The organism is Streptomyces sp. NPDC001903 (assembly GCF_042891345.1).
Lineage (GTDB): Bacteria > Actinomycetota > Actinomycetes > Streptomycetales > Streptomycetaceae > Streptomyces.
This window is the reverse complement of record NZ_JBIASZ010000005.1, coordinates 408,111-434,242: the sequence shown is the minus strand read 5'-3', so window position 1 is coordinate 434,242 and position 26,132 is coordinate 408,111. Positions and strand designations below refer to the sequence as shown.

Here is a 26,132-nt window from a genome sequence, read left to right as displayed (position 1 = left end):
GAGCAGGGCCAAACCACAGTGTGGCGCACATCACTCTCTTGGCGCTCTTCTCGTGGTCGTGAACGAGTTGATAGACAAGGGGACCGCGGCCTCGCGGAAATCCCGCCCCACCTGCGCACCACCGGGAAGAGCCGTGTCCGACAACACCTCCGCGCCGCCCGCCGCCTGGCCCCTGGTGGCCCTCTTCACGGCCGGGTACGTCGCCCCCTACCTGCTTCCCACCGTCGTCGGACGCCTCGACGCCCATCTCCCGCTGGGCCCCGCCCAGGCCGGGCTCGTCGGCACGGCCCTGCTGCTCGGCTCCGCCACCGCCGGATTCACCCTCGCCTCCCGGATCCCCCGTCGCGGGCCGCGCCCGGCGGCCCGGCTCGGGCTGCTGCTCGCCGTCCTGGGCTACGGCACCGCGGCCGCCACCTCGCTGCTCCCGCTGGTGGTCGCGGGCGTGGTGGTCGGCGGCTTCGGCTCCGGCAGCGCCACCGCCGTGGCCGCCGCCGGGATCGCCGGACACCGCGATCCGCACCGCATCTCCTCCCTCGGGCTCCTGTCGGTCTCGGCGACCGCGGGGGCCCTGTACCTGACCCTGCCGCACCTCGGCGGCGGGCACGGGCTCCCCTTCGCGGCCATCGCCCTGGTCGCGGCGCTGGCCTGGCCGGCCACCGGCCGGCTCGGCGGGCCCACCCGCCCGGGTCCCGCCGTACGGAGCTCCGGACGGCCGCCGTACCCGCGCGCCGGGGCGGTCCTGGCCGGCTGCCTGCTGCTCTGGTCGCTGACCCAGGAGGCGCTGTGGGGCGTCAGCGGCCGGATCGGCGCCGAGCAGGCGGGGCTTTCCGAGGCCACGCTGGGCGCCGTCTTCGCGGTGGCGCTGGGCGCGGGACTGCTCGGGGTCACGGGCGCCTCCGCGTTCGGCACCCGGCTGGGGCGGGCCCTCCCGATCGGCGCGGGCACGGCGGCCATCGCGGGCTGCGTGGTGCTGACCTCCTCCGCGGACGGGCTCGCCGGATTCGCGGCCGGGGAGATCCTGTGGAACGCGGTCTACCCGGTCGTCCTCTCGTACCTGATCGGCCTCGCGGCCGCCCTGGACCCGCGCGGCCGCTGGGCCGTCTTCGCGGGCGCGGCCTCCTCGCTGGGCACGGCCTGCGGGCCCGTGGTGGGCAGCCTGCTCGCCGAGGCGTTCGGCCTCCCGGGCATGGGGCTGGTGCTGGGCGGGCTGCTGCTCACGGTGGCCGGGCCGCTGACCGCCGTCGCCCTGCACGCGGGCCGGAACCCGGCGGCCGCGGCCGAGGTGGCGGACCTGCGCACCGAGGCCCCCGCCGCGGCGGTGCCCCCCGCCGCCGGTTCCGGGAAGCCGCGCCGGGTGCTGCTGCTCTCCCCGGCCGCCCGCCGCTCCCGCGACCGCCGGCGCGACACCTCGGGCGTCTAGACGGCCGAAGCGGCCCCAGGTGTTCCCCCGGGCCGTGTCTCGTGGATCAGGCCCGCTTCGGCAGGGGAACGCGCGCCAGGTCCGCGGCGATCGTCAGCTCGCCCTCGAAGCCGGCCGCGCGGGCCTGGCGTTCGAACTCCTGCGGGTCCGAGTAGCGCTGCGAGAAGTGCGTCAGCACGAGGTGCCGTACGCCCGCGTCCCGCGCGGTCCGGGCCGCCTGGCCGGCGGTGAGGTGCCCGTGGTCGGTGGCGAGCGCCTCGTCCTCGTCGAGGAACGTGGACTCGATCACCAGCATGTCGGCGCCCGCGGCGAGCGCGTCCACGCCCGGACACAGCCGGGTGTCCATCACGAAGGCGAAGCTCTGCCCCGGCTTGTGCTCGCTGACGTCGTCGAGCGTGACCCCGCCCAGCCGCCCCTCGCGCTGGATCCGGCCCACGTCGGGCCCCTTGATCCTGTGCCGCGCGAGCAGTTCGGGCACCATGCGGCGCCCGTCCGGCTCGGTCAGCCGGTAGCCGAAGGACTCCACCGGGTGCGAGAGCCTGCGGGCCTCCAGGACGTACGAGGGCTCCTCGGCCAGCGTCCCGTCCGCGGCCACGGGCTCCTCGCGGAGCGCGACGGTCTCCCGGTAGGCGGTGGCGTAGCGGAGCCGGTCGAAGAACTTCTGCCCGGAGGCCGGGTAGTGCGCGGTGACCGGGTGCGGGACCCGGTCCAGGTTGATCCGCTGGATCACCCCGGCGAGCCCGAGGCTGTGGTCACCGTGGAAGTGGGTGACGCAGATCCGGTTGATGTCGTGCGCCGCCACCCCCGCGCGCAGCATCTGGCGCTGGGTTCCCTCGCCGGGATCGAAGAGGATCCCCTCGCCGTCCCAGCGCAGGAGGTAGCCGTTGTGGTTGCGGTGGCGGGTGGGCACCTGGCTGGCGGTGCCGAGCACCACGAACTCTCGTACGGACACGGTGCTATCCCGGGGGCCACTGGAGGCCGCGGCCGCCGAGGACGTGCGCGTGGGCGTGGAAGACGGTCTGGCCGGCGCCGGCGCCGGTGTTGAACACCACGCGGTAGCCGTGGTCGTCGAGCTTCTCCTCGGCGGCGATCCGCCCGGCCTCGCGCAGCAGGTCGGCGGCGACGGCCGGCTCGGCGGCGGCGAGCGAGGCGGCGTCGGGGTAGTGCACCCGGGGGATCACCAGGACGTGCGTGGGCGCCTGCGGGTTGATGTCCCTGAAGGCGAACGTCGTCTCGGTCTCCCGGACCACGGTCGCCGGGATGTTCCCCGCGACGATCTTGCAGAACAGGCAGTCCGCCTGCGGTTCCCCGGCCATTGCTCCGCCTTCCCAGACTGCGGCGCCCGCGGACGGGCCGCCGGCGCCGACGATGATCAGCCCCGGCATCGTATCCGGCGCCGTCGGCGCCCTCACGCGCGTTTCGGCAGGGCCGGGGCCGGACTCAGGACCAGCGGCCGGTGCGCGCCAGCAGGACCGCCGTCGCCGCGGTGCCGGCGGTGGAGGTGCGCAGGACCGAGGTGCCCAGGCGGTAGGGGTGGGCCCCGGCCTCCGCGAAGACGGCCAGCTCCTCCGGGGAGACCCCGCCCTCCGGTCCGACGACCAGGACGATGGAGCCGCCGGCCGGCAGCTCCGCCGTGGCCAGGGCCTCCGAGGGGGCGTCCCGGTCCTCGTGGAGGACCATCGCCAGGTCGGCCCCGGCCAGCAGCGCCGCGACCTGCTTGGTGGACATGGCCTCCGCCACCTCCGGGAAGCGCACCCGGCGGGACTGCTTGCCCGCCTCCCGGGCCGTGGCCCGCCACTTGGCCAGGGACTTGGCGCCGCGGTCGCCGCGCCACTGGGTGATGCAGCGCGAGGCCTGCCAGGGGACGATGGCGTCCACGCCGGTCTCGGTCATCGTCTCGACGGCGAGCTCGCCGCGGTCCCCCTTGGGCAGGGCCTGGACGACGGTGATCCTGACGGCCGGCTCCGGCTCCTCCTCGATCGAGTTCAGGTCCATGACGACCAGCCGGTCCTTGCCCTCGGCTGCCTTGACGACCCCCTCGGCCCAATGACCGCGCCCGTCGGTGAGGACCACGTCCTCACCGGGGTTCAGCCGCTTCACCGACACCGCGTGCCGGCCCTCGGGGCCGTCGAGCACGAACTCCGGCCCCGCGGGGACCTTTTCGACCACGAACACGGGGGCGGTCATGACGTACTCCTGTTGTTCATCGACTTCAACGCGGACTGGGCCTCGGCCAGTTCGGCCGCCAGCACCTCCACCAGCTCCCCCGCGGGCAGCGCCCGCGCCAGCCGGTGCCCCTGGCCCGCCCACAGGGCCATGCCCTGCGGGTCCCCGGCCGCGGCGGCCGCCTTGCGCAGCCCCGCGGTCATGTGGTGGATCTGCGGGTAGGCGGCCGGGGCGTACGGCCCGTGCTCCCGCATGAAACGGTTCACCAGACCCCGGGCCGGCCGTCCCGAGAACGCCCTGGTCAGCTCGGTGTGGGGGAACAGGGGGTCCGTCAGCGCCTGCTTGTGCAGCGGGTGCGCGCCCGACTCGGGGCAGGCCAGGAAGGCCGTGCCGAGCTGCGCGGCCTCCGCGCCCGCCGCCAGCAGCGCCGCGATCTGCGAGCCGCGCATCAGGCCGCCCGCCGCGATGATCGGGAGGGCCACGGCCTCCCGTACCTGGGCCACCAGCGCGAGCAGGCCCACGCCCGCCGTGCCGTCGGCCTGCGGGTCGTCGCGGTGGGTGCCCTGGTGGCCGCCGGCCTCCACTCCCTGGACGCAGAGGGCGTCGGCGCCCGCGGCCTGGGCGGCGCGGGCCTCGTCGACCGAGGTGACGGTGACGACGGAGTACGTACCGGCCTTGCGCAGGGCGGCGAGGACCGCGGGTGCGGGGCAGCCGAAGGTGAACGAGACCACGGGGACCGGGTCTTCGAGGAGGATCGCGAGCTTGGCGTCGTAGCCGTCGTCGCTGGTGCCGATGACGTCCTCGTCGGCCAGGGACAGCTCGTACCAGCTGGCCTCGCCGGCCAGCTGCCCGCGGTACGCCTCCACGGCGGCCGGGTCCACGTAGCCGGTCTGCGGCATGAAGAGGTTCACGCCGAACGGGCGCCGGGTGAGCGCGCGCAGCTGTTTGATCTCCTGGTACATGCCGTCGGCGGTCTTGTAGCCGCCGGCCAGGAAGCCCAGGCCGCCCGCCTCGCACACGGCGGCGGCCAGCGGCGGACAGGAGGCGCCGCCCGCCATGGGAGCCTGCACGATCGGGTGGGGGGAGAGACCGTACGGTGCGGTGGACATGGACTGCATCGTGCCATGTCCCGCTCACCGGGCTAAATCACGGCATTCGCCTGGCATAGTCCGCTTCCCGGGCGGCGTCCGGATCGATGCGGCGAGCCCGGTCCGGGGCATCCCCGGACCGGGCTCGTACGTCTGCCGAAGGGCCGGTCAGCGGCCGTTGAAGGCGTCCTTCAGGCGGCTGAACAGGCCCTGCTGGCCCGGCGCGAACTGGCCCATGGGCCGCTCCTCGCCGCGCAGCTTGGCGAGCTGGCGCAGCAGCTCCTCCTGCTGGGCGTCCAGCTTGCCGGGGGTGGTGACCTCGACGTGGACGATCAGGTCGCCGCGGCCGCCGCCGCGCAGGTGCGTGACGCCGCGCCCGTGCAGCGGGATCGACTGGCCGGACCCGGTGCCGGGGCGGATGTCGATCTCCTCCATGCCGTCCAGGGTCTCCAGCGGGCACTTGGTGCCCAGGGCCGCGGCCGTCATGGGGATGGTCACCGTGCAGTGCAGGTCGTCCCCGCGCCGCTGGAAGGTCGGGTGCGACAGCTCGTGGATCTCCACGTACAGGTCGCCGGCGGGGCCGCCGCCGGGGCCGACCTCGCCCTCGCCCGCGAGCTGGATCCGGGTGCCGTTCTCCACACCCGCCGGGATCTTGACCGTGAGGCTGCGGCGGGAGCGGACCCGGCCGTCGCCCGCGCACTCGGGGCACGGGGTCGGGACCACGGTGCCGAAGCCCTGGCACTGCGGGCAGGGGCGCGAGGTCATGACCTGACCCAGGAAGGAGCGGGTGACCTGCGACACCTCACCGCGACCACGGCACATGTCACACGTCTGCGCCGAGGTGCCGGGGGCGGCGCCTTCGCCGGAGCAGGTGGTGCAGACGACGGCCGTGTCGACCTGGATGTCCTTGGTCGTGCCGAAGGCGGCCTCGTCCAGCTCCAGGTCGAGGCGGATCATGGCGTCCTGGCCGCGGCGGGTCCGCGAGCGCGGGCCGCGCTGCGAGGCCTGGCCGAAGAAGGCGTCCATGATGTCGGAGAAGTTGCCGAAGCCGCCCGCACCGAAGCCGCCCGCGCCCCCGCCGCCTCCCGAGGAGGACAGCGGGTCGCCGCCGAGGTCGTAGACCTGCTTCTTCTGCGGGTCCGAGAGCACCTCGTAGGCCGCGTTGATCTCCTTGAAGCGCTCCTGCGTCTTCGGGTCCGGATTCACGTCCGGGTGGAGTTCACGCGCGAGGCGGCGGAAGGCCTTCTTGATCTCGTCCTGCGATGCGTCGCGGCGCACGCCGAGAACGGCGTAGTAGTCCGTGGCCACTTACGACTCCGCCAGGATCTGTCCGACGTAACGTGCCACTGCGCGTACCGCTCCCATCGTTCCGGGGTAGTCCATGCGGGTCGGTCCGACCACGCCGAGTTTGGCGACTGTCTCGCCGCCCGAACCGTAGCCGACCGAGACGACGGACGTGGAGTTCAGTCCCTCGTAGGCATTCTCATGCCCGATCCGTACGGCCATTCCCGACTCGTTGGCCTCGCCCAGCAGCTTGAGGAGCACGACCTGCTCCTCGAGTGCTTCGAGCACCGGCCTGATCGTCAGGGGAAAATCGTGTCCGAAGCGCGTGAGATTGGCGGTCCCGCCGATCATCAGCCGCTCCTCGGCCTCCTCGACCAGCGTCTCCAGCAGGGTCGAGAGCACGGTCGACACCGTGCCGCGGTCCTCCGGGTCGAAGGACTCCGGCAGATCCTGCACGAGCTGCGGCACGTCGGTGAACCGGCGCCCGACGACCCGGCTGTTGAGCCGCGCCCGCAGATCCGCGAGCGAGGTCTCGCCGAACGGCGTCTGGCAGTCGACGAGCCGCTGCTCGACCCGGCCGGTGTCGGTGATCAGTACGAGCATGAGCCGGGCCGGAGCCAGCGACAGCAGCTCGACGTGCCGGACCGTGGACCGGGTCAGGCTCGGGTACTGGACGACGGCGACCTGCCGGGTCAGCTGCGCGAGCAGCCGCACCGTGCGGCCGACGACGTCGTCGAGGTCGACGGCGCCGTCGAGGAAGTTCTGGATGGCCCGGCGCTCGGGCGTCGACAGCGGTTTGACCCCCGCCAGCCTGTCGACGAAGAGCCGGTAGCCCTTGTCCGTGGGGATCCGGCCGGCGCTGGTGTGGGGCTGGGCGATGTAGCCCTCGTCCTCCAGCACGGCCATGTCGTTGCGCACGGTGGCGGGCGAGACGCCGAGCCGGTGCCGCTCGGTGAGCGCCTTGGAGCCGACCGGCTCCTCCGTCCCGACGTAGTCCTGGACGATGGCGCGCAGCACCTCGAGTCTGCGTTCGCTGAGCATCGCGCACACCTCCAGCTGGTCGTCGGCGCTCGTCGTGGTCGGTTTCATCTGCTTCGTTGGCACTCCGGGCGTTCGAGTGCCAGAGATCCCCCGGCCAGTGTACGGCCGGGTAGTCAGGCCCTGGCAAGGGCGGCCCGCCAGGGTAGCGTCGCGGCATGGACGTGCGTTGGGAAGAGGCGGGCTGGGAGCGGCTGACCGGACGGGCCGGACGGCGACGGCTCCCGGTGTGGGACTGCACCGTGGGACTGGTGGTGGGGGACGAGTCGGTGCTCCTGATCGATCCCGGTTCGTGCGTGCGCGAAGGCGCGCAGCTGCGGGCCGAGGCGGAGCGGCTGACCGGCCGGCGCGTGACGCATATCGCATTCACGCACGGCCATTTCGATCACGTACTGGGCGGGGCGGCGTTCGCCGGGGCCGAGGTGTACGGGGCGGTCGGGCTGGACGCGGAGCTGTCGACGGGCCGGGAGGAGCTGCGCGCCGACGCGGTCCGGCAGGGGCTGGCGGAGGCCGAGGCCGCCGAGGCGGCGGACCTGCTGGTGATGCCGAGGCATTCCGTCTCGGGCGAATGGACGCTGGAGCTGGGCGGGGTGCAGGTGCTGCTGGCCAACGTCGGGCCCGGGCACACCCGGTACGACCTGGCCGTGTTCGTGCCGGGCGAGCGCGAGACGGTGTTCTGCGGTGACCTCGTCGAGGAGTCGGGCGAACCTCAGGCGGGCAGCGACGCGGTGCCGGCGCAGTGGCCGGCCGCGCTGGACCGGCTGCTGTCGCTGGGCGGGGACGACGCGCTGTACGTGCCGGGTCACGGAGCGGTGGTCTGCGCCGGCTTCGTCCGTGAGCAACGCGACACACTGGCACGGCGGTTCGGCGTGTCGGGCCCGTGAGCCCGCGCTCTCTCCTACTCTCGGCCGGATGCGCGAGTACTCCCCCGACCTGACCCCGCAGTGGAAGCGCCCCAAGCCGGTGCCGGAGGTGCCGGCGGACACCGACCTGGTGGTCGAGGTGGCGGGCACGGACTTCTGCGGCGCCGTGGTGGCCTGCGAGGCGGGCACGGTGACCCTGGAGGACCGCTTCGGCAAGCGGCGGGTCTTCCCGCTGGAGCCGCGGGGGTTCCTGCTGGAGGGCGCCGTGGTGACCCTGACCCGCCCCTCACGGGCCCCTGCGGCGCCCTTGCGCACGGCGTCGGGCTCGGTGGCGGTCCCGGGGGCGCGCGCCCGCGTGGCGCGCGCCGGGCGGATCTACGTGGAGGGCCGGCACGACGCGGAGCTGGTGGAGCGGGTCTGGGGCGACGACCTGCGGATCGAGGGCGTGGTGGTGGAGTACCTGGAGGGCATCGACGACCTGGCGGCCATCGTCGCCGACTTCGCCCCGGGCCCGGACGCCCGCCTGGGGGTCCTGGTGGACCACCTGGTCCCGGGTTCCAAGGAGTCCCGCATCGCGGCGTCGGTGACCTCGTCGGACGTCCTGGTCGTCGGCCACCCGTACGTGGACGTCTGGCAGGCGGTGAAGCCGTCCGCGCTGGGCATCTCCGCCTGGCCGGTGGTCCCGCGCGGCCAGGACTGGAAGACGGGCGTCTGCAGGGCGCTGGGCTGGCCGGAGAACACCGGGGCCGCCTGGCAGCACATCCTGTCCCGCGTCACGTCCTACAAGGACCTGGAGCCGGTCCTGCTGGGGCGGGTGGAGGAGTTGATCGACTTCGTCACGGGTGGCGGTGAGGCCTGACGCCCTTGAAGGTGCCGAAGTCGCTCGTGTTCAGCTCGATGCCGAGCAGCTCCAGCGGCAGCGGCTCGCCGAACTTCGAGATCCGCTGGGAACGGTAGTCGGCGTCGTCTCCCTTACCGGCCGGGATGGTCAGCAGGACGCATTGGGCAACGATGGGATCGATGATCAGGTAAGCAGACACCCGACCCGCGGCATAGATCGAACGCTTGACCACATAATCCCTGTCGACGCTGGTCTTGGAAACGACCTCCACCACCAGCGTGATCAGCTGCGACGGAAGGAGTCGGCCCGACTCGGGCTGCGCCTCGCGATCCAGAACCACCAAGTCGGGCACGGGCTCGCTCGCCTCGTCGATGATGTCGACGTCCTGGGTCTGCAGCCGTGCCCACCGCTTGCGCGGGATCTGGTCCTGCACGTCCTCCACGATCAGGTTGTGCACCAGATCGGGACCGGCCATCATCACGATTTCCCCCCGGAGGAGCTCGACCTTGACTCCGTCGGGAGGCTGGAACCCCTCGAAGAACTTGGCCATCCCACGCTCGTCCACAGCGGTCATCTCCGTGGTCCTCCACATCCGCCGCGTACTGTCGACGGCAGCCTAGGAAAAGAGTAGGCAGGCGCCGGCCGGTTCGGCGGGGATTCACTCCGGCGAGTGGCTCAGTCCACCAGGTCGCGGACCACCGCGTCGGCCAGGAGCCGGCCGCGCAGGGTCAGGACGGCCCGCCCGGCCTCGTAGGGCGCGGCGTCCAGCAGCCCGTCCGCGAGGGCCTTGCGGGAGGCCGCGAGGCCGGCCGGGGCCAGCAGGGACAGCGGGACGCCGTCCACCAGGCGCAGCTCCAGCAGGATCCGCTCCACCCGGCGGTCCTCCTCGGACAGCAGCTCGCGCCCCGCGCCCGGGGAGCGGCCCTCCGCGAGGGCGGCGGCGTAGGCGCCGGGGTGCTTGACGTTCCACCAGCGGACCCCGCCCACGTGCGAGTGGGCTCCGGGGCCCGCGCCCCACCAGTCGGCCCCGCGCCAGTACAGCTCGTTGTGCAGGCAGCGGCCCGCCTGGGAGGTGGCCCAGTTCGAGACCTCGTACCAGGAGTACCCGGCCTCGGCCATCACCGAGTCCGCGATCAGGTACCGGTCGGCGTGCACGTCGTCGTCGGTCATCGGGACCTCGCCGCGGCGGATCCGCCGGGCCAGCTGCGTGCCCTCCTCCACGATCAGGGCGTACGCGCTGATGTGGTCCGGGCCGGCGCCGAGGGCGGCGGCCAGGGAGGCCCGCCAGTCCTCGTCGGACTCCCCCGGGGTGCCGTAGATCAGGTCCAGGTTCACGTGCTCGAAGCCCGCCGCCCGCGCCTCGGCGACGCAGGCCTCCGGCCGCCCGGGCGTGTGCGTGCGGTCGAGCACCTTCAGGACGTGCTGCTTCGCGCTCTGCATGCCGAAGGAGATCCGGTTGAAGCCCCCGGCCCGCAGCTCGGCGAGGTACTCCGGGTTCACCGACTCCGGGTTGGCCTCCGTGGTGACCTCGGCGTCCTCGGCCAGGCCGAATTCCTCCCGGATGGCCGCGAGCATCCGTACGAGGTCCGCGGCGGCCAGCAGCGTCGGCGTACCGCCGCCCACGAACACCGTCCGCACGGCCCGCGGGTCGTCGCCGAGCACCTTGCGGGCGAGGCGGACCTCGTCGATCAGGGTGTCGGCGTAGTTCTCGCGGGAGGCGAGCACGCCGCCGGTGCCGCGCAGCTCGGTCGCGGTGTACGTGTTGAAGTCGCAGTACCCGCACCGCGTGGCGCAGTACGGGACGTGCAGGTAGAACCCGAGCGGCCGCTCCCCGGCACCCGCCAGGGCGTGCGACGGCAGCGAGCCGTCTTCGGGCATGGGTTCACCGTCGGGCAGTGCGGAAGGCATGCCCCCATTGTCCCGCACCCCGGACGGGGGCCCGGCCGCTCACCGCCGCCCCCGGGCCCCTCGTACCGCCCGCCGCCGCGCTACGCCTCGCGCGAGCCCTCGTACATCTCGTCGATCAGGTGCTTGAACTCACGCTCGACGGCCGGCCGCTTCAGCTTGAGGCTGGGCGTGAGGTCGCCGTGCTCCACGTCGAGGTCGCGGGGCAGGATCCGGAACTTCTTGACCGTCTGCCAGCGCTGCAGGCCCTCGTTGAGGGTCTGGATGTACGTCTCGACCAGCCGGTTCGTCTCGGCCGCGGCCAGGACCTCGGCGTACGTCCTGCCCTCCAGCCCGTTCTCGGCGGCCCAGCCCATGATCGACGGCTCGTCGAGGGCGACCAGGGCGGCGCAGAAGTTCCGGTCGGCGCCGTGCACGACGATGCTCGACACGTACGGGCAGATCGCCTTGAACCGGCCCTCGATCTCGGCAGGGGCGACGTACTTGCCGTTCGAGGTCTTGATCAGGTCCTTCTTGCGGTCCGTGATGCGCAGGTAGCCGTCGGGCGAGAGCTCGCCGATGTCGCCCGTGTGCAGCCAGCCGTCCTCCTCCAGCACCTCGGCGGTCTTCTCGGGCTGCAGGTGGTAGCCCTGCATGATGCCGGGGCCGCGCAGCAGGATCTCGCCGTCGTCGGCGATGCGGACCTCGGTGCCGGGGAGCGGCTTTCCGACGGTGCCGGTGCGGTAGGCCTCGCCGGGGTTGACGAAGGAGGCTGCGCTGGACTCGGTGAGGCCGTAGCCCTCGAGGATGTTGATGCCGGCGCCGGCGAAGAAGTAGCCGATCTCGGGGGCCAGGGCGGAGGCGCCGGAGACGGCGGCGCGCAGCCGGCCGCCGAAGGCCTCGCGGAGCTTGGAGTAGACGAGCGCGTCGGCGATCTTGTGCTTGGTGGCGAGGCCGAAGGGGACCGCGGGGCTGCCGGTGCGCCGGTAGTTGTCCTGGCTGGTCTTGGCGTACTCGCGGGCCACGCCCACCGACCACTGGAAGATCTTGTACTTGGCGCCGCCGCCTGCCCGGGCCTTGGCGGCGACCCCGTTGTAGACCTTCTCGAAGATGCGGGGGACGGCCGCCATGTAGGTGGGCTGGACGACCGGCAGGTTCTCGATGATCTTGTCGATGCGGCCGTCGACGGCGGTGACGTGCCCGACCTCGATCTGGCCGGAGGTCAGGACCTTGCCGAAGACGTGCGCGAGCGGCAGCCACAGGTACTGCACGTCGGTGCTGGAGATCATGCCGGTGGCGACGGTGGCCTTGGCCATGTACGACCAGTTGTCGTGCGGCAGGCGTACGCCCTTGGGGCGGCCGGTGGTGCCCGAGGTGTAGATGAGCGTGGCGAGCTGGTCGGCGGTGATGGCCCCGATCCGCTCCTTGACCGCCTCGGGGTGCTTGGCGAGGTACTCCTTGCCGCGCGCCTCCAGGTCGGCGAGGGAGAGCACCCAGCCTTCCGGATCGCCGTCGGCCGGTACCGCGTCGGCGGCCTCGACGACCACCACGTGGGCGAGGTCGGGCAGCTCGGCGCGGCGCTCGCGGGCCTTGGCCAGCTGGGAGGCGTCCTCGGCGATCAGCACGCGGCTGGCCGAGTCGGAGAGGATGAACGCCGACTCCTCGGCGTTGGTGCTGGGGTAGATCGTGGTCACCGCGCCCCCGGCGCACATGACGCCGAGGTCCGAGAGGATCCACTCGACGCGGGTGTTGGAGGCGAGCGCGACCCGGTCCTCGGGCTGCAGGCCCAGCTCCAGCAGGCCGGCGGCGATGCCGAAGACCCGCTCGGCCGCCTGTCCCCAGCTCAGCGACTTCCAGTCGTCGGGGCCGCTGCCGCCGGCCGCGGGCACCGGGAACCGGTAGGCCTCGGCGTTCGGCGTGGCGGCGACACGCTCAAGGAAGAGGGCCGCCACGGTGGGCGGGCGGTTCTCGATCAAGGTCTGTGTGTCGCTCACGGACGTCCTCCGGACCACGCGGCAGGGCCTGTCATTCAGGGGCTTGTAACTGGCGAGTAACCATCGAGCAGTGATCAGACTAGGTGTCCTCCGGCCGGGGCGTAAGAGTCGGCGAGCGGCCGATTCATAACGAAACAGGCCCCCGCGCATCAGCGTGGGGGCCTGTTCCGTACGACGGTGCTCGGTGGAGCCCGCCGCGGACTACTTCTTCTTGCCGGCGGACTCGTCGCTGGAGAGGACGGCGATGAAGGCCTCCTGGGGCACCTCCACCGAGCCGACCATCTTCATGCGCTTCTTGCCTTCCTTCTGCTTCTCCAGCAGCTTCCGCTTACGGGAGATGTCACCGCCGTAGCACTTGGCGAGGACGTCCTTGCGGATGGCGCGGATGGTCTCGCGGGCGATGACGCGCGAGCCGACGGCCGCCTGGATCGGCACCTCGAAGGCCTGCCGCGGGATGAGCTCGCGCAGCTTGGCGACGAGCCGCACGCCGTAGGCGTAGGCGGCGTCCTTGTGGGTGACGGCGGAGAAGGCGTCGACCTTGTCGCCGTGCAGCAGGATGTCGACCTTCACCAGGCTGCCGGACTGCTCGCCCGTGGGCTCGTAGTCCAGGGAGGCGTAACCGCGCGTCTTGGACTTCAGCTGGTCGAAGAAGTCGAAGACGATCTCCGCGAGCGGGAGGGTGTAGCGGATCTCGACCCGGTCCTCGGAGAGGTAGTCCATGCCGAGCAGCGTGCCGCGGCGGGTCTGGCAGAGCTCCATGATCGCGCCGATGAACTCGGTGGGCGCGAGCACGGTGGCCCGGACGACCGGCTCGAACACGTCCGAGATCTTGCCCTCGGGGAACTCGCTCGGGTTGGTGACCTGGACTTCCTTGCCGTCCTCCAGGACGACGCGGTAGACCACGTTCGGCGCGGTGGCGATGAGGTCGAGGCCGAACTCGCGCTCCAGGCGCTCGCGGACCACGTCCAGGTGCAGCAGGCCGAGGAAGCCGACGCGGAAGCCGAAGCCGAGCGCCGCCGAGGTCTCCGGCTCGTAGACGAGCGCGGCGTCGTTGAGCTGGAGCTTGTCCAGGGCCTCGCGCAGGTCGGGGTACTCGGAGCCGTCGAGCGGGTAGAGGCCCGAGAAGACCATCGGCTTCGGGTCCTTGTAGCCGCCGAGTGCCTCGGTCGCGCCGTTGTGCAGGCTGGTGATCGTGTCACCGACCTTGGACTGACGCACGTCCTTCACGCCGGTGATGATGTAGCCCACCTCGCCGACGCCGATGCCGTCGGCCGGGGTCATCTCCGGGGAGGAGACACCGATCTCCAGCAGCTCGTGGGTGGCGCCCGTGGACATCATCCGGATGCGCTCGCGCTTGTTGAGCTGGCCGTCGACCACACGGACGTACGTGACGACGCCGCGGTACGAGTCGTAGACCGAGTCGAAGATCATCGCGCGGGCGGGGGCGTCCTTGACGCCGACCGGGGCCGGGACGGTGGCGACGACCTTGTCGAGCAGGGCGTCCACGCCGAGGCCGGTCTTCGCGGAGACCCGCAGGACGTCCTCGGGCTGGCAGCCGACCAGGTTCGCGAGCTCCTCGGCGAACTTCTCCGGCTGGGCGGCCGGCAGGTCGATCTTGTTCAGGACGGGGACGATCGCGAGGTCGTTCTCCATCGCCAGGTACAGGTTGGCGAGGGTCTGGGCCTCGATGCCCTGGGCGGCGTCCACCAGGAGGATGGTGCCCTCGCAGGCGGCGAGGGAGCGCGAGACCTCGTACGTGAAGTCGACGTGCCCGGGGGTGTCGATCATGTTGAGGATGTGCGTGTTGCCCACGCCCTCGCCCGTGGTGGGCGCCCAGGGCAGACGGACCGCCTGGGACTTGATCGTGATGCCCCGCTCACGCTCGATGTCCATGCGGTCGAGGTACTGGGCGCGCATCTGCCGCTGGTCGACGACGCCGGTGAGCTGGAGCATCCGGTCGGCGAGCGTCGACTTGCCGTGGTCGATGTGCGCGATGATGCAGAAATTGCGGATCAGCGCCGGGTCGGTACGGCTCGGCTCGGGCACGTGGCTGGGGATCGCGGGCACGCAGTGTCCTGATTCTCGGGTCGCAGTCGGAAGCGTTTCCGGCTCTCGTCGGATCTGTACGCAGGTTCCCATGGTCCCATGGACGGGGCGATGCGCTCGGTTTGGGCCGGTCGGAGCGTGCCTGGTAGCCTGGGCAGCTGTGTCTCGTATGCCCTCTCAGCTGTCGGGACACAATCCGAAGATCAAACTCTGAACCTGAAAAGGCTCTTTCGTGGCGAACATCAAGTCCCAGATCAAGCGGAACAAGACGAACGAGAAGGCGCGCCTGCGCAACAAGGCCGTCAAGTCTTCGCTCAAGACCGCGATCCGCAAGGCCCGCGAGGCCGTGGCCGCGGGTGACGTCGAGAAGGCCACCGTGGCTTCTCGCGCCGCCGCGCGTGCGCTCGACAAGGCTGTCTCGAAGGGTGTCATCCACAAGAACGCCGCCGCCAACAAGAAGTCGGCGCTGGCCACCAAGGTTGCCTCCCTCCAGGGCTGAGCTCTGATGTGATCGCCGGAACGGACCCAGCGGGCCCTCTCTCCCGCTCCTGACCGGCACCCCGCGCCGCACACGAAGCGTTCGCCACGCGGGTGCGGCGCAACAAGAAGTAACGAAGGCCCCGAGAGCCCCCCTTCCCCAGGGCGGCTCCCGGGGCCTTCGCCTTGCCCGGGGGTCGGCCGGCGGCGGGCGCTCCGAGCCCGGGCCGCCGGCCGGTCGTCAGCGGCGCTGGGGGCGGGCGGCCCGGGCCACGGCCACGACCGCCTTCTCCAGGGCGTACCCCGGGTCGTCGCCGCCGCCCTTGACCCCGGCGTCGGCCGCGGCCACGGCGCGCAGGGCGTCCGCGACTCCGTCCGCCGACCAGCCCCGCATCTGCTGGCGGACCCGGTCGATCTTCCACGGCGGCATCCCGAGGTCCCGGGCGAGGTCACCCGGACGGGCACCGCGCGGGGCGGAGGCCAGCTTGCCGATGGCCCGCACCGCCTGCGCGAGCGCGCTGGTGATCAGCACCGGCGCCACCCCCGTGGACAGCGACCACCGCAGCGCTTCGAGGGCCTCCGCCGCCCGCCCCTCGACCGCCCGGTCGGCGACCGTGAAGCTGGAGGCCTCGGCCCGGCCGGTGTAGTACCGGCCGACCACGGACTCGTCGATCGTGCCCTCGACGTCCGCGCACAGCTGCGCGGCCGCGCTCGCCAGCTCCCGCAGATCACTCCCGATCGCGTCGACCAGCGTCTGGCAGGCCTCCGGGGTCGCCGACCGGCCCAGCGTGCGGAACTCGCCCCGCACGAACGCCAGCCGGTCCGCCGCCTTCGTCATCTTCGGGCAGGCGATCTCCCGGGCCCCGGCCTTGCGGGCCGCGTCCAGCAGCCCCTTGCCCTTGACCCCGCCCGCGTGGAGGAGCACGAGGATGATCTCCTCGAACGGCGCCGCGAGGTACGCCTTGACCTCCTTGACCGTGTCCGCGGACAGGTCCTGCGCATTGCGTACGACCAGTACCTTGCGCTCGGAGAAGAGCGAGGGACTGGTCAGCTCGGCGAGCGTGCCGGGCTGGAGCTGCTCGGGTGCGAGGTCGCGCACGTCCGTGTCGGCGTCGGCGGCCCGGGCGGCCGCCACCACCTCCCGTACGACGCGGTCGAGCAGCAGGTCCTCCTGCCCCACCGCGAGGGTGAGCGGGGCGAGCGGATCGTCGGTGGAATTCTTCCTGGTGGCCATCGCGTCCAGCATCCCACGGCCCGCTGACAGCCCCCCGCACCACGGCCTCCCCCACCGCATCCCCGAGAATGGCCGGGTGAACGTGCGACATGTACTGGTACTGCCCGACCGCGACGCCGCCGAGGAGGTGGCCCAGGAGGCCGTGGACCGCTTCGGCCTCCCCGAGGAGCCGCAGCTGCTGCGCGACGCCCTCGCCGGCGAGGACGACGCCGAGGACGCCCAGTGGCTGGTGGTCGTCGAGGACCCGCAGGAACGGCTCGACACCACGGTGCTGGACGGCCTCGCCGCCGAGTACGAGGGCTGGCTCGAAGCCCCGTAGCCCCCGCGGCGCCCCGCGCCCCCCTGGGGGGTGTCCCCCTAGGCCTTGTGCACGATCTGGACGTCCAGCACCACCTGCACGCTCGAACCGATCGCCGCTATCCCCTGGGCCAGCACGGACTGCCAGTTCAGGCTGAAGTCCTCGCGGTGCAGTTCGGCGGTGGCCCGGCAGGCCGCGCGCGGTTCGCCCTCCAGCCCGGTGCCGAGACCCAGGTACTCGGTGTCCAGCGTCACCGAGCGGCTGGCCCCGTGCAGGGTCAGGGCGCCCGCGACGGCCCAGCGGCTGCCGCTGCGGTGGATGAACCGCTCGCTGTAGAACTCGACCGTCGGATACCGGGCCGCGTCCAGGAAGTCGGCGGAGCGCAGGTGGTCGTCCCGCATCCGCAGGCCGGTGTCGATGCTGGCCGCGTCGATGATCACGTGCATGGAGGAGTCCTCCATGCGGTCGGCTATCCGCACCCCGCCGGCGAAGGTGTTGAACCGGCCGCGGATCCGGGCGAAGCCGATGTGCTGCGCGGTGAAGGCGATGGACGAATGCGTCGGGTCGAGCTCCCAGTGGCCGGGCGCCGGCAGCAGCGGCGGCTCCACGGCGTCGAGCACGATCTCCCCGGTGCCGGGCTGCGCCGGGTCCCCCACCAGCGTCGCCCCGTGGAACGGCGCATAGCCCTCGGCGGTGACGGTGAGCCGGTACTCGCCCTCCGGCACGGCCGCGGTGAACCCGCCGTACGGATCGGTCTCGCCGCTGACGACGCGCCGTCCGATCGGGTCGGTCACCTCGAACCTGGCCTGTCTGACCGGCTGGTGGACCGTGTCGAGGACGCGACAGCTGAGCAGCCGCGCCGTATGAGGCAGCGTCAGTGTCGCGGATGTGTGCTGACCGGCGCTTCCGGCCGTCTCCATCCCCCTTCGGCGACCGAACATGGTTGATGCACCCCCGTGCTGTGTGGACTTGTACCGCTCTGGCGAAGACGCATTCGATCATGCTGTCGGGTTGCGGGCAAACGGAAAGGCCGTGTCCGGTATGCCCGTGTCGGCGGCGCCGCCGACGCGAGGGGAAGGCCCGCATCCCCGGACCGCTCCCGGCGACGGCGATCGAACCGTCGGTATCCGTGCGCAGCACGGTCGCACCCATGGACCGCAGCCGCGCGAGAGTGCCCGGCGCGGGGTGCCCGTAGCGGTTGCCCTCGCCGACCGGGACGAGTGCGAGCCGGGGCCGGATCCGGTCCTGGAGGCCGGGGTCCTGGTGGGCGGAACCGTGGTGGGCGACCTTGAGGACATCGACCGGCCCCAGGTCCGGACGGGCCCTCAAGAGGGCCTCCTGCGAAGGCGGTTCGAGATCGCCGAGCAGCAGGAGGGTCAGGCCCGCGGCGCGGACCAGCAGGGCGACACTGGCGTCGTTGGGCCCCTCCGGCCGCGGGCCGTCGGGCGAGGGCCACAGCACCTGCCACTCCAGCGGCCCGGCGCGCCTCCGCTCGCCCGCGGCGGCCGCCACGACGGGTACCCGCGCGGCCGCCGCTGTCCGCCGGACGAACTCGGCCTGCCCGGCCGGCTCCTCCAGCGTGGTGGTCTGAATCACACCCACCGTCCGGCCCCGCAGCACCCCGGCCAGGCCGCCGACGTGGTCGGCGTGAAAATGCGTCAGCAGGAGCAGGGGCACCCGGCTCACCCCCAGGGCGCGCAGGCACGCGTCCACCGGGCCCGGCTGGGGACCGGCGTCCACCACCACGCCCGTGCCCGGGGCGACGGCGAGTACGGCGGCGTCGCCCTGGCCCACCGCGCACTGCACGTAGCTCCAGTCGGGCGGTGGCCAGCGGGTGAGCGTACGGGTCAGCTGCGGCGGCCGCAGTACGGCCAGGAGCAGCAGCACGGCCAGGGCGGAGCACACCCACGGCCGGTGCCGGATCCGCGCGCCGAGCCCGACGACGGCCACGGTGGCGGCGGCCAGCAGCAGCCCCCCGGTGAGCCCGCCCGGCCAGGACAGCTCCGCGCCGGGCAGCCGCGCCCCGGCCCGGGCCACCCCGGCGATCCACCCGGCCGGCACCCCGGCGCAGCGGGCGAGCAGCTCCGCGACGGGCATGCACAGCGGGGCCGCCGCGAGCGCCGCGAAACCGAGCACGGTCGCCGGGCCGGCCGCGAGCTCGGCGAGCAGATTGCAGGGCACCGCGACCAGGCTCACCCGGGCCGAGAGCACGGCGACCACCGGCGCACAGGCCGCCTGGGCGGCCGCGGCGGCGCCCAGCGCCTCGGCGAGCCGGGGCCGCATCCCGCGCGCCCGCAGGGCTTCGCTCCAACGCGGGCCGAGCGTCAGCAGGGATCCGGTGGCGAGGACCGAGAGCAGGAAACCGGGACTGCGGGCGAGCCACGGATCATGGAGCACCAGCACCAGGACGGCGGCCGCCAGCGCGGGGATCACGGATCGGCGCCGCCCGGTGGCGATGGCCAGCAGGGTGACCGCCCCGCAGGCCGCGGCCCGCAGCACGCTGGGCTCCGGCCGGCACACCACGACGAAGGCCAGCGTCAGCGCCGTCCCGCACAGGGCGGTCGCCCGCAGGGACAGCCCGAGGCGAGGTGCCAGCCCGCCCCGCTCGGCGCGCTGCGCGGCGGCGGGCGGGCCGATGAGCAGGAACAGCACCACCGTCAGGTTGGACCCCGACACCGCCAGCAGATGCAGCAGGTCGGTGGCCCGGAACGCCTCGTCCAGATCGGGCGGCACCCGGGAGGTGTCCCCGACGACCAGCCCCGGCAGCAGGGCCCGCGCGTCCGGGGCGAGCCCCTCGGTGGCATCGCGCAGCCCGGCCCGCAGCCTCCCGGCGATCCGCTGGACGGTGTCGGGCCCCCCGGTCACCCGCGGCGGGGTGTCCCCCGCGGGGCGCAGCAGCGCCACGGCCCGCTCGCCGGCCCGGCCCGGCGCCAGCCGGGCGACGACCGCGACCTTGGTGGAGGGCTGCAGCCGGGCCCACCGCGGATGCCCGGCCAGCACCCGCACGGGGGTCTCGACCCGGGTCTGCGTGCCGTCGGGTGCGGTCACCCGGGTCAGCACCGCGTCCAGGACCACCACGGGCGGCCCGCTCCCGCCGCGGGCGGCCCGCGGATCGGAGCCGACGGTGAGCTCGGCGAGGACCCGGGCGTGCTCCCCCGCGAGCCCGGTGACCGGCCCGGCCCGCGCTTCGGCCCGCTGGAGGCCCGCCACGCCCGCCCCGGCGGCCGCGCAGAGCAGGGCGGCGGCCGCGGCCGAGCCGATCCGCCACAGCGACTCCGGGCGCAGGCAGGCGGCCAGGAGCAGCAGCCCAGCGCCGAGGACCCCGAGCCCGGCCCCGGCGGCGGTCCAGCCGACCGGTGCGTCGAGGGCGAGGGCGGCCGCGGCCCAGGCGGCCAGCGCCGGCAGGACCAGGCGCAGATCCACCGGGCCCGCCCCCTCGGGCCGCTTCACGGCCGGACCAGCTTGCGCAGATCGGCGAACCGCCGCTCGCCGATGCCGTCGACCTGCCGGAGCTCCTCCACCGAGCGGAAGCCGCCCCGGGCGGTCCGGAACTCCACGATGTGCTGCGCCAGCACCGGGCCGACCCCGGGCAGGCCGTCCAACTGCTCCACGGTGGCCGTACCCAGGCTCAGCGGCCCGGCGCTGCCACCGCCGCCCGCGCCCGGACCGGCGCCGGACCCCGGCCCGCCCGAGGCGGGCTGCGCCGGGACCCCGACCAGCACCTGCTCCCCGTCGACCAGCACCCGGGCCCGGTTGAGCCCGCTGGTATCCGTACCGGGCCGCACTCCCCCGGCGGCGGCCAGCGCGTCCTCGACCCGCGCCCCGGCGGGCAGCCGCCGCACCCCGGGATCACGCACCTTGCCGCTGACATCCACCACGATCCGCCCACCGGCCCCTCCGCCGGCGGCGGGGGACCCCGGGCTCGCCGCCGGGGCCGGAGCCGTCGCCGGGGCGACGACCGGGGGCGCCGTCACCGGCTGCGGCCGGGCGGTCCAGAACTGCTGCGCCCCGAAGGCGACGGCGGCGGCCGGCACCACGGCCAGGGCGGCCACCGTGCGCGGCCGCACCGCACACCGGGCCTGCAGCCACAGCGGCAGCCGCTCCCGCACGGCCAGCCGCAACACGGCTCCCCCGGACAGCGGCGGGCCCTCCCCGGACAGCGACGGCACCTCCCGCGGCGGGCCCTCCCCGGGCGGCGGGATCCCCACCGGCGCCCCGCCGGGCGGCGGATCGGCCAGGGAACGGATCCCGGGCCCCGGAGGCGCCACGCCCGGCGGCGCGCCGCCGGCGAGCGGAGGACCGCCCCCGGCCAGCAGGGCTTCGGCCCGGCGGCGCAGCGCGGCGGGCTCGGGACGGTGCGGACGCGGACGCCCCCTGCGGTGGCGCAGCCGCCCGTCCGAAAGACGGGACCGGCCGGGACCGCTGGTGGCTCCGGAGGAGGGCGAGGTACGGGTGCCAAGAGTCATGGCACGAAGGTAGGGGCGAATCCCGACCCCGGTTCGGAGTTATCAATTCCGGTGGAAATCCCAGACGTTGTGGATAACTCCGCCACCCGTTCCGGTGATCAGCGGGGCGAGACGACCGCCGCCAGCAGCCCCGGCCCGGTGTGCGCGCCGATCACCGCTCCGACCTCGCTGACGTGCAGCTCGACCAGACCGGGGATGCGTTCGCGCAGCCTCTGCGCGAGCTTCTCGGCCCGCTCGGGCGCCGCGAGGTGGTGCACGGCCACGTCGACGCTGCCCGCCCCGGCCCGCTCCACGGCCAGCTCCTCCAGACGGGCGATGGCCTTCGAGGCCGTACGCACCTTCTCCAGCATCTCGATCCGCCCGCCCTGAAGCGTGAGCAGCGGCTTCACGGCGAGGGCCGATCCGAGGAGAGCCTGGGCGGCCCCGATGCGGCCGCCGCGGCGCAGGTAGTCGAGGGTGTCGACGTAGAAGTACGCGGACATGTCCGCGGCCCGCTTCTCGGCGGCGGCCACCGCCTCGTCGACCGAGCCGCCCGCCTCGGCCACCTCGGCGGCGGCGAGGGCGCAGAAGCCGAGGGCCATCGCGACCATGCCCGTGTCGACGACGCGGACGGGCACGGGGGCGGTCTTGGCGGCGACGACGGCCGCGTCGTAGGTGCCGGAGAACTCGGCGGAGAGGTGCAGGCTGACGATGCCGGTCGCACCGGCCTCCGCGGCCGTCCGGTAGGCCCGTACGAACTCCTCCGGGCTGGGCCGGGAGGTGGTGACCGGGCGGCGCTTCTGCAGCGCCAGGGCGAGGCTGCGGGCCGAGATCTCGGTGCCCTCTTCGAGGGCCTCGTCGCCGAGGACCACGGTCAGCGGGACGGAGGTGATTCCGTGCCGCGTCATGGCCGGTTGGGGCAGGTAGGCCGTGGAATCGGTGACGATCGCGACATGGCGGGACATGAGCCGGAGGTTACCGCCCGTGGGGGCACGACGGCAGCCCGACCCCTGGCCAGGGGGACGGGAAGGGTGCCGGATCGGCGGTGCTCTGTGTGTCCGTGGGCTCAGGTCGTCGTTTCCGGCCGCGGCGCCTTCTGCCACGGGTAGCCGGTCTGCGGCGGCGTCGGGTTCAGTGCCGGCCGGGGCTCCGGAGCCCGCCCCGCCGACCCGGCGGCCCCGGCAGACCCGGTAGGCCCTCCCGCCCCCGCGGGCGGTTGCTGTGCGTCCCAGGCCGCGGCCGCCGCCGCCAGGTCGTCGACCGAATCGCGGGACCAGTCCCGCAGCGCCCCGGATTCGACCTCGATCTGCGCCGACAGCGCCGACAGGTCGTCCTCCGCGAAGCGCCGCGCCCGGTCACGGGCGGCCCAGCGCAGCGAATCCGCGGCCTCCTTGATCTTGCCGGTCCGTTCCTTCAGCTCGGGCAGCATCGCGCCGATCCGTGCCCGGTCCGGCTCCTGCTCCAGCCGCTTCAGCTCGTCGTCCAGCTCGTGCCCGTGCGCGCTCAGCCGCTCGAAGAGACCGATCGACTCCTTCAGCGAGGCATCCACCTGAACGCCCTGGTACAGCGCCTGCTGGGTGGCCCGCATCGACGTCCGCAGGTCCAGCCGCAGCTGCGCCAGCGCCCCGGCCACGCCCACCTGGCCGAAGCTCTTCGCCTTCAGCGCCGTGTCCTCCACGGTCCGGCGGGCCTGCGTGATCGTGCGGTCCACGCCGCGCTTCGCCGCCCCGACCGCCTTCACGGTGGCCCAGGCACCCAGCCCCAGGAAGGCGAACAGCACCAACAGGGCAAAGATGATGATCAACGCGCCCGCCTCCATGAGAGGCTCCCTTCCCCTGCCGTCTCCGTCCCCTCCACGGTAAACGCCACGGGCAGGCCGGGGGTTCCAATCGAACCCCCAACCTGCCCGTACGGGACAACCCCTAGACCAAGGTCACGGGGTCACACATGACACGTCATACGTCATACGTCATACGTCATACGTCATACGTCATACGTCATACGTCATACGTCATACGACGATGTTCACCAGCTTCGGAGCGCGCACGATCACCTTGCGGATCTCGGCCCCGCCCAGCGCCGCCACGACCGCCTCGTCGGCCAGCGCCAGCTGCTCCAGGTCACCCTCGGAGATCGCCGGCGGCACCTCCAGGCGGGCCTTGACCTTGCCCTTGATCTGGACGACGCAGGTCACGCTCTCGTCCACGACGTACGCCGGGTCCGCGACCGGGAAGTCCCGGTGGACCACCGAGTCGGTGTGGCCCAGGCGGTGCCACAGCTCCTCCGCGATGTGCGGGGCCAGCGGGGCGACCAGCAGGACCAGGCGCTCGGCGACCGAGCGCTCCAGCGGCCGGCCGGCCTTCGTCAGGAAGTTGTTCAGCTCGGTGATCTTGGCGATGGCGGTGTTGAACCGCAGTCCCGCCATGTCCGCGCCGGCCCCGTCGATCGCCTTGTGCAGCGCGCGCAGGGTGTCCTCGCCCGGCTCGCCGTCCACGACGGTGACCTCGCCGGACTCCTCGTCCACGATGTTGCGCCACAGGCGCTGCAGCAGCCGGTACTGGCCCACCACGGCCCGGGTGTCCCACGGGCGCGAGACGTCCAGCGGGCCCATCGCCATCTCGTACAGGCGCAGGGTGTCGGCGCCGTACTCCTCGCAGATCTCGTCCGGCGTGACGGCGTTCTTCAGGGACTTGCCCATCTTGCCGTGCTCGCGCTTGACCGGCTCGCCCTGGAAGAAGTAACCGCCGTCGCGCTCCTCCACCTCGGCCGCCGGGACGTACACGCCCCGCGCGTCGGTGTAGGCGTACGCCTGGATCATGCCCTGGTTGAACAGCTTGTGGAACGGCTCGGCCGAGGAGACGTGGCCCAGGTCGAACAGCACCTTCGACCAGAAGCGCGCGTACAGCAGGTGCAGCACCGCGTGCTCGGCGCCGCCCACGTACAGGTCGACGCCGCCGTGCGGAGCGCCCTCGCGCGGACCCATCCAGTACTGCTCGATCTCCGGGTCCACCAGCGCCGAGGCGTTGTTCGGGTCCAGGTAGCGCAGCTCGTACCAGCAGGAACCGGCCCAGTTGGGCATGGTGTTGGTCTCGCGGCGGTACGAGCGCACCCCGCGCCCGTCGCCCAGGTCCAGCTCGACGTTGACCCACTCTTCGTTCCGCGACAGCGGGGTCTCCGGCTTCGAGGCGGCGTCGTCCGGCTCGAAGGTGCGCGGCGAGTAGTCCTCGACCTCGGGCAGTTCCAGCGGCAGCATCGAGGCGGGCAGCGCGTGCGCGACGCCGTCCTCGTCGTAGACGATCGGGAAGGGCTCGCCCCAGTAGCGCTGGCGGCTGAACAGCCAGTCGCGCAGCCGGAAGTTGACCGTGCCCTCGCCGATGCCCCGCTCGGCCAGCCAGGCCGTGATGGCGGCCTTCGCCTCGACGACGCCCAGGCCGTCCAGGGAGACGCCCTCGCCCGTCGAGTTCACGATGGTGCCGTCGTACGAGGAGAACGCGTCCTCCCACTCCGCCGGGTCGGCGTCGCGGTCGTCCGAGGGGTCCACGACGCAGCGCATCGGCAGCTCGAAGGCGCGCGCGAACTCGAAGTCGCGGCCGTCGTGCGCCGGGACGGCCATGATCGCGCCGGTGCCGTAGCCCATCAGCACGTAGTCGGCGATGAAGACGGGGACCAGGTCTCCGCTGACCGGGTTGACCGCGTACGCGCCGGTGAAGACACCGGTCTTGTCCTTGGCCTCGGCCTGCCGTTCGACGTCCGACTTGGCGGCGGCCTGCTTGCGGTAGGCGTCCACGGCCTCGCCGGGGGTCGCGGCGCCGCCGGTCCACACCTGGTGCGTGCCCTCGGGCCACTCGGCCGGGACGATCTTCTCGACCAGCGCGTGCTCGGGCGCCAGCACCATGTAGGTGGCGCCGAACAGGGTGTCGGGGCGCGTGGTGAACACGGTGATGGCGTCGTCGCCGACCGCGAAGTCGACGCGCGCGCCCTCGCTGCGGCCGATCCAGTTGCGCTGCTGCAGCTTGATGGCCTCGGGCCAGTCCAGCGCGTCCAGGTCGTCCAGCAGGCGGTCCGCGTAGGCGGTGATCCGCATGTTCCACTGGCTCAGCTTGGCCTTGAAGACCGGGAAGTTGCCGCGCTCGGAGCGGCCGTCCGCGGTGACCTCCTCGTTGGCCAGTACGGTGCCCAGCCCGGGGCACCAGTTGACGGGCGCGTCCGAGGCGTAGGCCAGCCGGTACCCGTTCAGCACCTCGGCCCGCTCGGCCGCGGTCAGCCCGGCCCAGGAGCGGCCCCCGGGGACCTCACGGGAGCCGTCCTCGAAGGCGGCGACCAGGTCGGCGATCGGACGGGCCTTGGCCGCGTCCGCGTCGTACCAGGAGTTGTAGATCTGCAGGAAGATCCACTGGGTCCACTTGTAGTAGTCCGGGTCGATCGTCGCGAACGAGCGGCGCTTGTCGTGGCCCAGGCCCAGCCGGCGCAGCTGGACCTTCATGTTCTCGATGTTCGCCTCGGTGGAGACGCGCGGGTGCGTGCCGGTCTGCACGGCGTACTGCTCGGCCGGCAGGCCGAAGGCGTCGAAGCCCAGGGTGTGCAGGACGTTGTGGCCGCTCATCCGCTGGTGGCGGGCGTAGACGTCGGTGGCGATGTACCCCAGCGGGTGGCCGACGTGCAGGCCCGCACCGGACGGGTACGGGAACATGTCCATGATGAACTTCTTGGGGCGCGCGACGACCTTCGCGTCACCGGCCAGGTCACCGGTCGGGTTCGGGGCCTCGTACGTGCCCTGCGCGTCCCATACGTCCTGCCAGCGTGCCTCGATGTCGGCGGCCATGGCAGCCGTGTAACGGTGCCCCTCGGCCGCCTCGGGGGCCGGGGTGTTCGTCTCGCTCATGATTTCTGAAGCTCCATCGATCGTCTCTGCCGTCTCTGCCTGCCCAAACGAAAAAACCCCTCGCACAGGAGGGGGCGCCGCGCCGATGCCGACCGTCTCGAGGGTCGGTACTGATCAGCGCGGCTCGGTAAGCAGAAGGCGTACGGCACGCATGGCGCCAGGGTACCGCAGC

The 26,132-nt window shown here is 73.0% G+C and carries 21 protein-coding genes and 1 pseudogene; 5 read left to right on the top strand and 17 right to left on the bottom strand.

All coding sequences use genetic code 11. From position 1 onward, the window contains the following. Positions 1-133 precede the first annotated feature (133 nt). Positions 134-1,420, top strand: a complete 1,287-nt coding sequence (locus ACFYZS_RS14525; RefSeq protein WP_389011256.1) for an MFS transporter — start codon at positions 134-136, stop codon at positions 1,418-1,420. A gap of 46 nt (positions 1,421-1,466) precedes the next feature. Here ACFYZS_RS14525 and ACFYZS_RS14520 read toward each other — a convergent pair whose 3' ends face one another. The 6 genes from ACFYZS_RS14520 to hrcA form a co-directional block, all read right to left on the bottom strand. Then, complete coding sequence (locus tag ACFYZS_RS14520; RefSeq protein ID WP_389011253.1) at positions 1,467-2,372, bottom strand: ribonuclease Z; 906 nt, start codon at positions 2,370-2,372, stop codon at positions 1,467-1,469. Positions 2,373-2,376: 4 nt separating this feature from the next. Next, complete coding sequence (locus ACFYZS_RS14515) at positions 2,377-2,736, bottom strand: histidine triad nucleotide-binding protein (RefSeq protein ID WP_229339811.1); 360 nt, start codon at positions 2,734-2,736, stop codon at positions 2,377-2,379. A gap of 124 nt (positions 2,737-2,860) precedes the next feature. Next, positions 2,861-3,607 (bottom strand): 16S rRNA (uracil(1498)-N(3))-methyltransferase, encoded by a 747-nt coding sequence (locus ACFYZS_RS14510; protein WP_389011248.1) that lies wholly within the window; start codon positions 3,605-3,607, stop codon positions 2,861-2,863. Next, complete coding sequence (locus ACFYZS_RS14505) at positions 3,604-4,695, bottom strand: nitronate monooxygenase (protein ID WP_389011245.1); 1,092 nt, start codon at positions 4,693-4,695, stop codon at positions 3,604-3,606. The genes ACFYZS_RS14510 and ACFYZS_RS14505 overlap by 4 nt, the downstream gene beginning before the upstream one ends. Positions 4,696-4,842: 147 nt before the next feature. After that, the gene (gene dnaJ, locus ACFYZS_RS14500; RefSeq protein ID WP_030297168.1) at positions 4,843-5,982 is read right to left on the bottom strand and encodes a molecular chaperone DnaJ; all 1,140 of its coding nucleotides are present in this window, start codon (positions 5,980-5,982) and stop codon (positions 4,843-4,845) included. Continuing rightward, a complete protein-coding gene (gene hrcA / locus ACFYZS_RS14495; RefSeq protein ID WP_053689062.1) occupies positions 5,983-6,999 on the bottom strand; it encodes a heat-inducible transcriptional repressor HrcA in 1,017 nt (338 codons plus the stop codon). Positions 7,000-7,154: 155 nt separating this feature from the next. Here hrcA and ACFYZS_RS14490 point away from each other — a divergent pair, with 155 nt between their 5' ends. Next, positions 7,155-7,880 (top strand): MBL fold metallo-hydrolase, encoded by a 726-nt coding sequence (locus ACFYZS_RS14490; protein ID WP_389011241.1) that lies wholly within the window; start codon positions 7,155-7,157, stop codon positions 7,878-7,880. 28 nt (positions 7,881-7,908) lie between these two features. Beyond that, complete coding sequence (locus ACFYZS_RS14485) at positions 7,909-8,718, top strand: DUF3097 domain-containing protein (RefSeq protein ID WP_389011238.1); 810 nt, start codon at positions 7,909-7,911, stop codon at positions 8,716-8,718. Here the strand turns inward: ACFYZS_RS14485 and ACFYZS_RS14480 are convergent. From ACFYZS_RS14480 to lepA, 4 genes are all read right to left on the bottom strand, one after another. Further along, on the bottom strand, positions 8,696-9,292 hold the full coding sequence (locus ACFYZS_RS14480) for a Uma2 family endonuclease (RefSeq protein WP_389011235.1): 597 nt from the start codon (positions 9,290-9,292) through the stop codon (positions 8,696-8,698). The two genes, ACFYZS_RS14485 and ACFYZS_RS14480, sit on opposite strands and share 23 nt — an antisense overlap. A gap of 83 nt (positions 9,293-9,375) precedes the next feature. After that, positions 9,376-10,608 carry a radical SAM family heme chaperone HemW gene (gene hemW, locus ACFYZS_RS14475; RefSeq protein WP_389011232.1) on the bottom strand — a complete coding sequence of 411 codons (1,233 nt, stop codon included), beginning with the start codon at positions 10,606-10,608 and terminating at the stop codon, positions 9,376-9,378. Positions 10,609-10,688: 80 nt separating this feature from the next. Further along, complete coding sequence (locus tag ACFYZS_RS14470; protein ID WP_389011229.1) at positions 10,689-12,578, bottom strand: AMP-dependent synthetase/ligase; 1,890 nt, start codon at positions 12,576-12,578, stop codon at positions 10,689-10,691. A gap of 201 nt (positions 12,579-12,779) precedes the next feature. Then, positions 12,780-14,645: a translation elongation factor 4 gene (gene lepA, locus ACFYZS_RS14465; protein WP_134075450.1), complete on the bottom strand. Its 1,866-nt coding sequence runs from the start codon at positions 14,643-14,645 to the stop codon at positions 12,780-12,782. 211 nt (positions 14,646-14,856) lie between these two features. On the opposite strand from lepA, the gene rpsT reads away from it, so the two are divergent. After that, positions 14,857-15,123 (top strand): 30S ribosomal protein S20, encoded by a 267-nt coding sequence (gene rpsT, locus ACFYZS_RS14460; RefSeq protein WP_382984841.1) that lies wholly within the window; start codon positions 14,857-14,859, stop codon positions 15,121-15,123. 219 nt (positions 15,124-15,342) lie between these two features. On the opposite strand, the gene holA is transcribed toward rpsT, so the two are convergent. Further along, a complete protein-coding gene (gene holA / locus ACFYZS_RS14455; protein ID WP_389011225.1) occupies positions 15,343-16,335 on the bottom strand; it encodes a DNA polymerase III subunit delta in 993 nt (330 codons plus the stop codon). A 76-nt stretch (positions 16,336-16,411) separates the two neighbouring features. On the opposite strand from holA, the gene ACFYZS_RS14450 reads away from it, so the two are divergent. Then, positions 16,412-16,654: a hypothetical protein gene (locus tag ACFYZS_RS14450; RefSeq protein ID WP_389011222.1), complete on the top strand. Its 243-nt coding sequence runs from the start codon at positions 16,412-16,414 to the stop codon at positions 16,652-16,654. Positions 16,655-16,692: 38 nt separating this feature from the next. Here the strand turns inward: ACFYZS_RS14450 and ACFYZS_RS14445 are convergent, their stop codons facing one another. From ACFYZS_RS14445 to leuS, 6 genes and pseudogenes are all read right to left on the bottom strand, one after another. Beyond that, positions 16,693-17,574 carry a YceI family protein gene (locus ACFYZS_RS14445; RefSeq protein WP_389011219.1) on the bottom strand — a complete coding sequence of 294 codons (882 nt, stop codon included), beginning with the start codon at positions 17,572-17,574 and terminating at the stop codon, positions 16,693-16,695. 136 nt (positions 17,575-17,710) lie between these two features. Then, a pseudogene (locus ACFYZS_RS14440) lies at positions 17,711-20,083 on the bottom strand (ComEC/Rec2 family competence protein); the annotation flags it as partial. Next, complete coding sequence (locus tag ACFYZS_RS14435; RefSeq protein ID WP_389011216.1) at positions 20,080-21,099, bottom strand: helix-hairpin-helix domain-containing protein; 1,020 nt, start codon at positions 21,097-21,099, stop codon at positions 20,080-20,082. The pseudogene ACFYZS_RS14440 and the gene ACFYZS_RS14435, both read right to left, overlap by 4 nt. A 98-nt stretch (positions 21,100-21,197) precedes the next feature. After that, positions 21,198-22,043 carry a DegV family protein gene (locus tag ACFYZS_RS14430; protein WP_389011213.1) on the bottom strand — a complete coding sequence of 282 codons (846 nt, stop codon included), beginning with the start codon at positions 22,041-22,043 and terminating at the stop codon, positions 21,198-21,200. A gap of 101 nt (positions 22,044-22,144) precedes the next feature. Continuing rightward, complete coding sequence (locus tag ACFYZS_RS14425) at positions 22,145-22,897, bottom strand: hypothetical protein (RefSeq protein WP_389011210.1); 753 nt, start codon at positions 22,895-22,897, stop codon at positions 22,145-22,147. Between the two features lie 192 nt (positions 22,898-23,089). Beyond that, entirely contained in the window at positions 23,090-25,960 is a 2,871-nt protein-coding gene (gene leuS / locus ACFYZS_RS14420; protein WP_389011207.1) for a leucine--tRNA ligase, read from the bottom strand. Between the last annotated feature and the right edge of the window lie 172 nt (positions 25,961-26,132).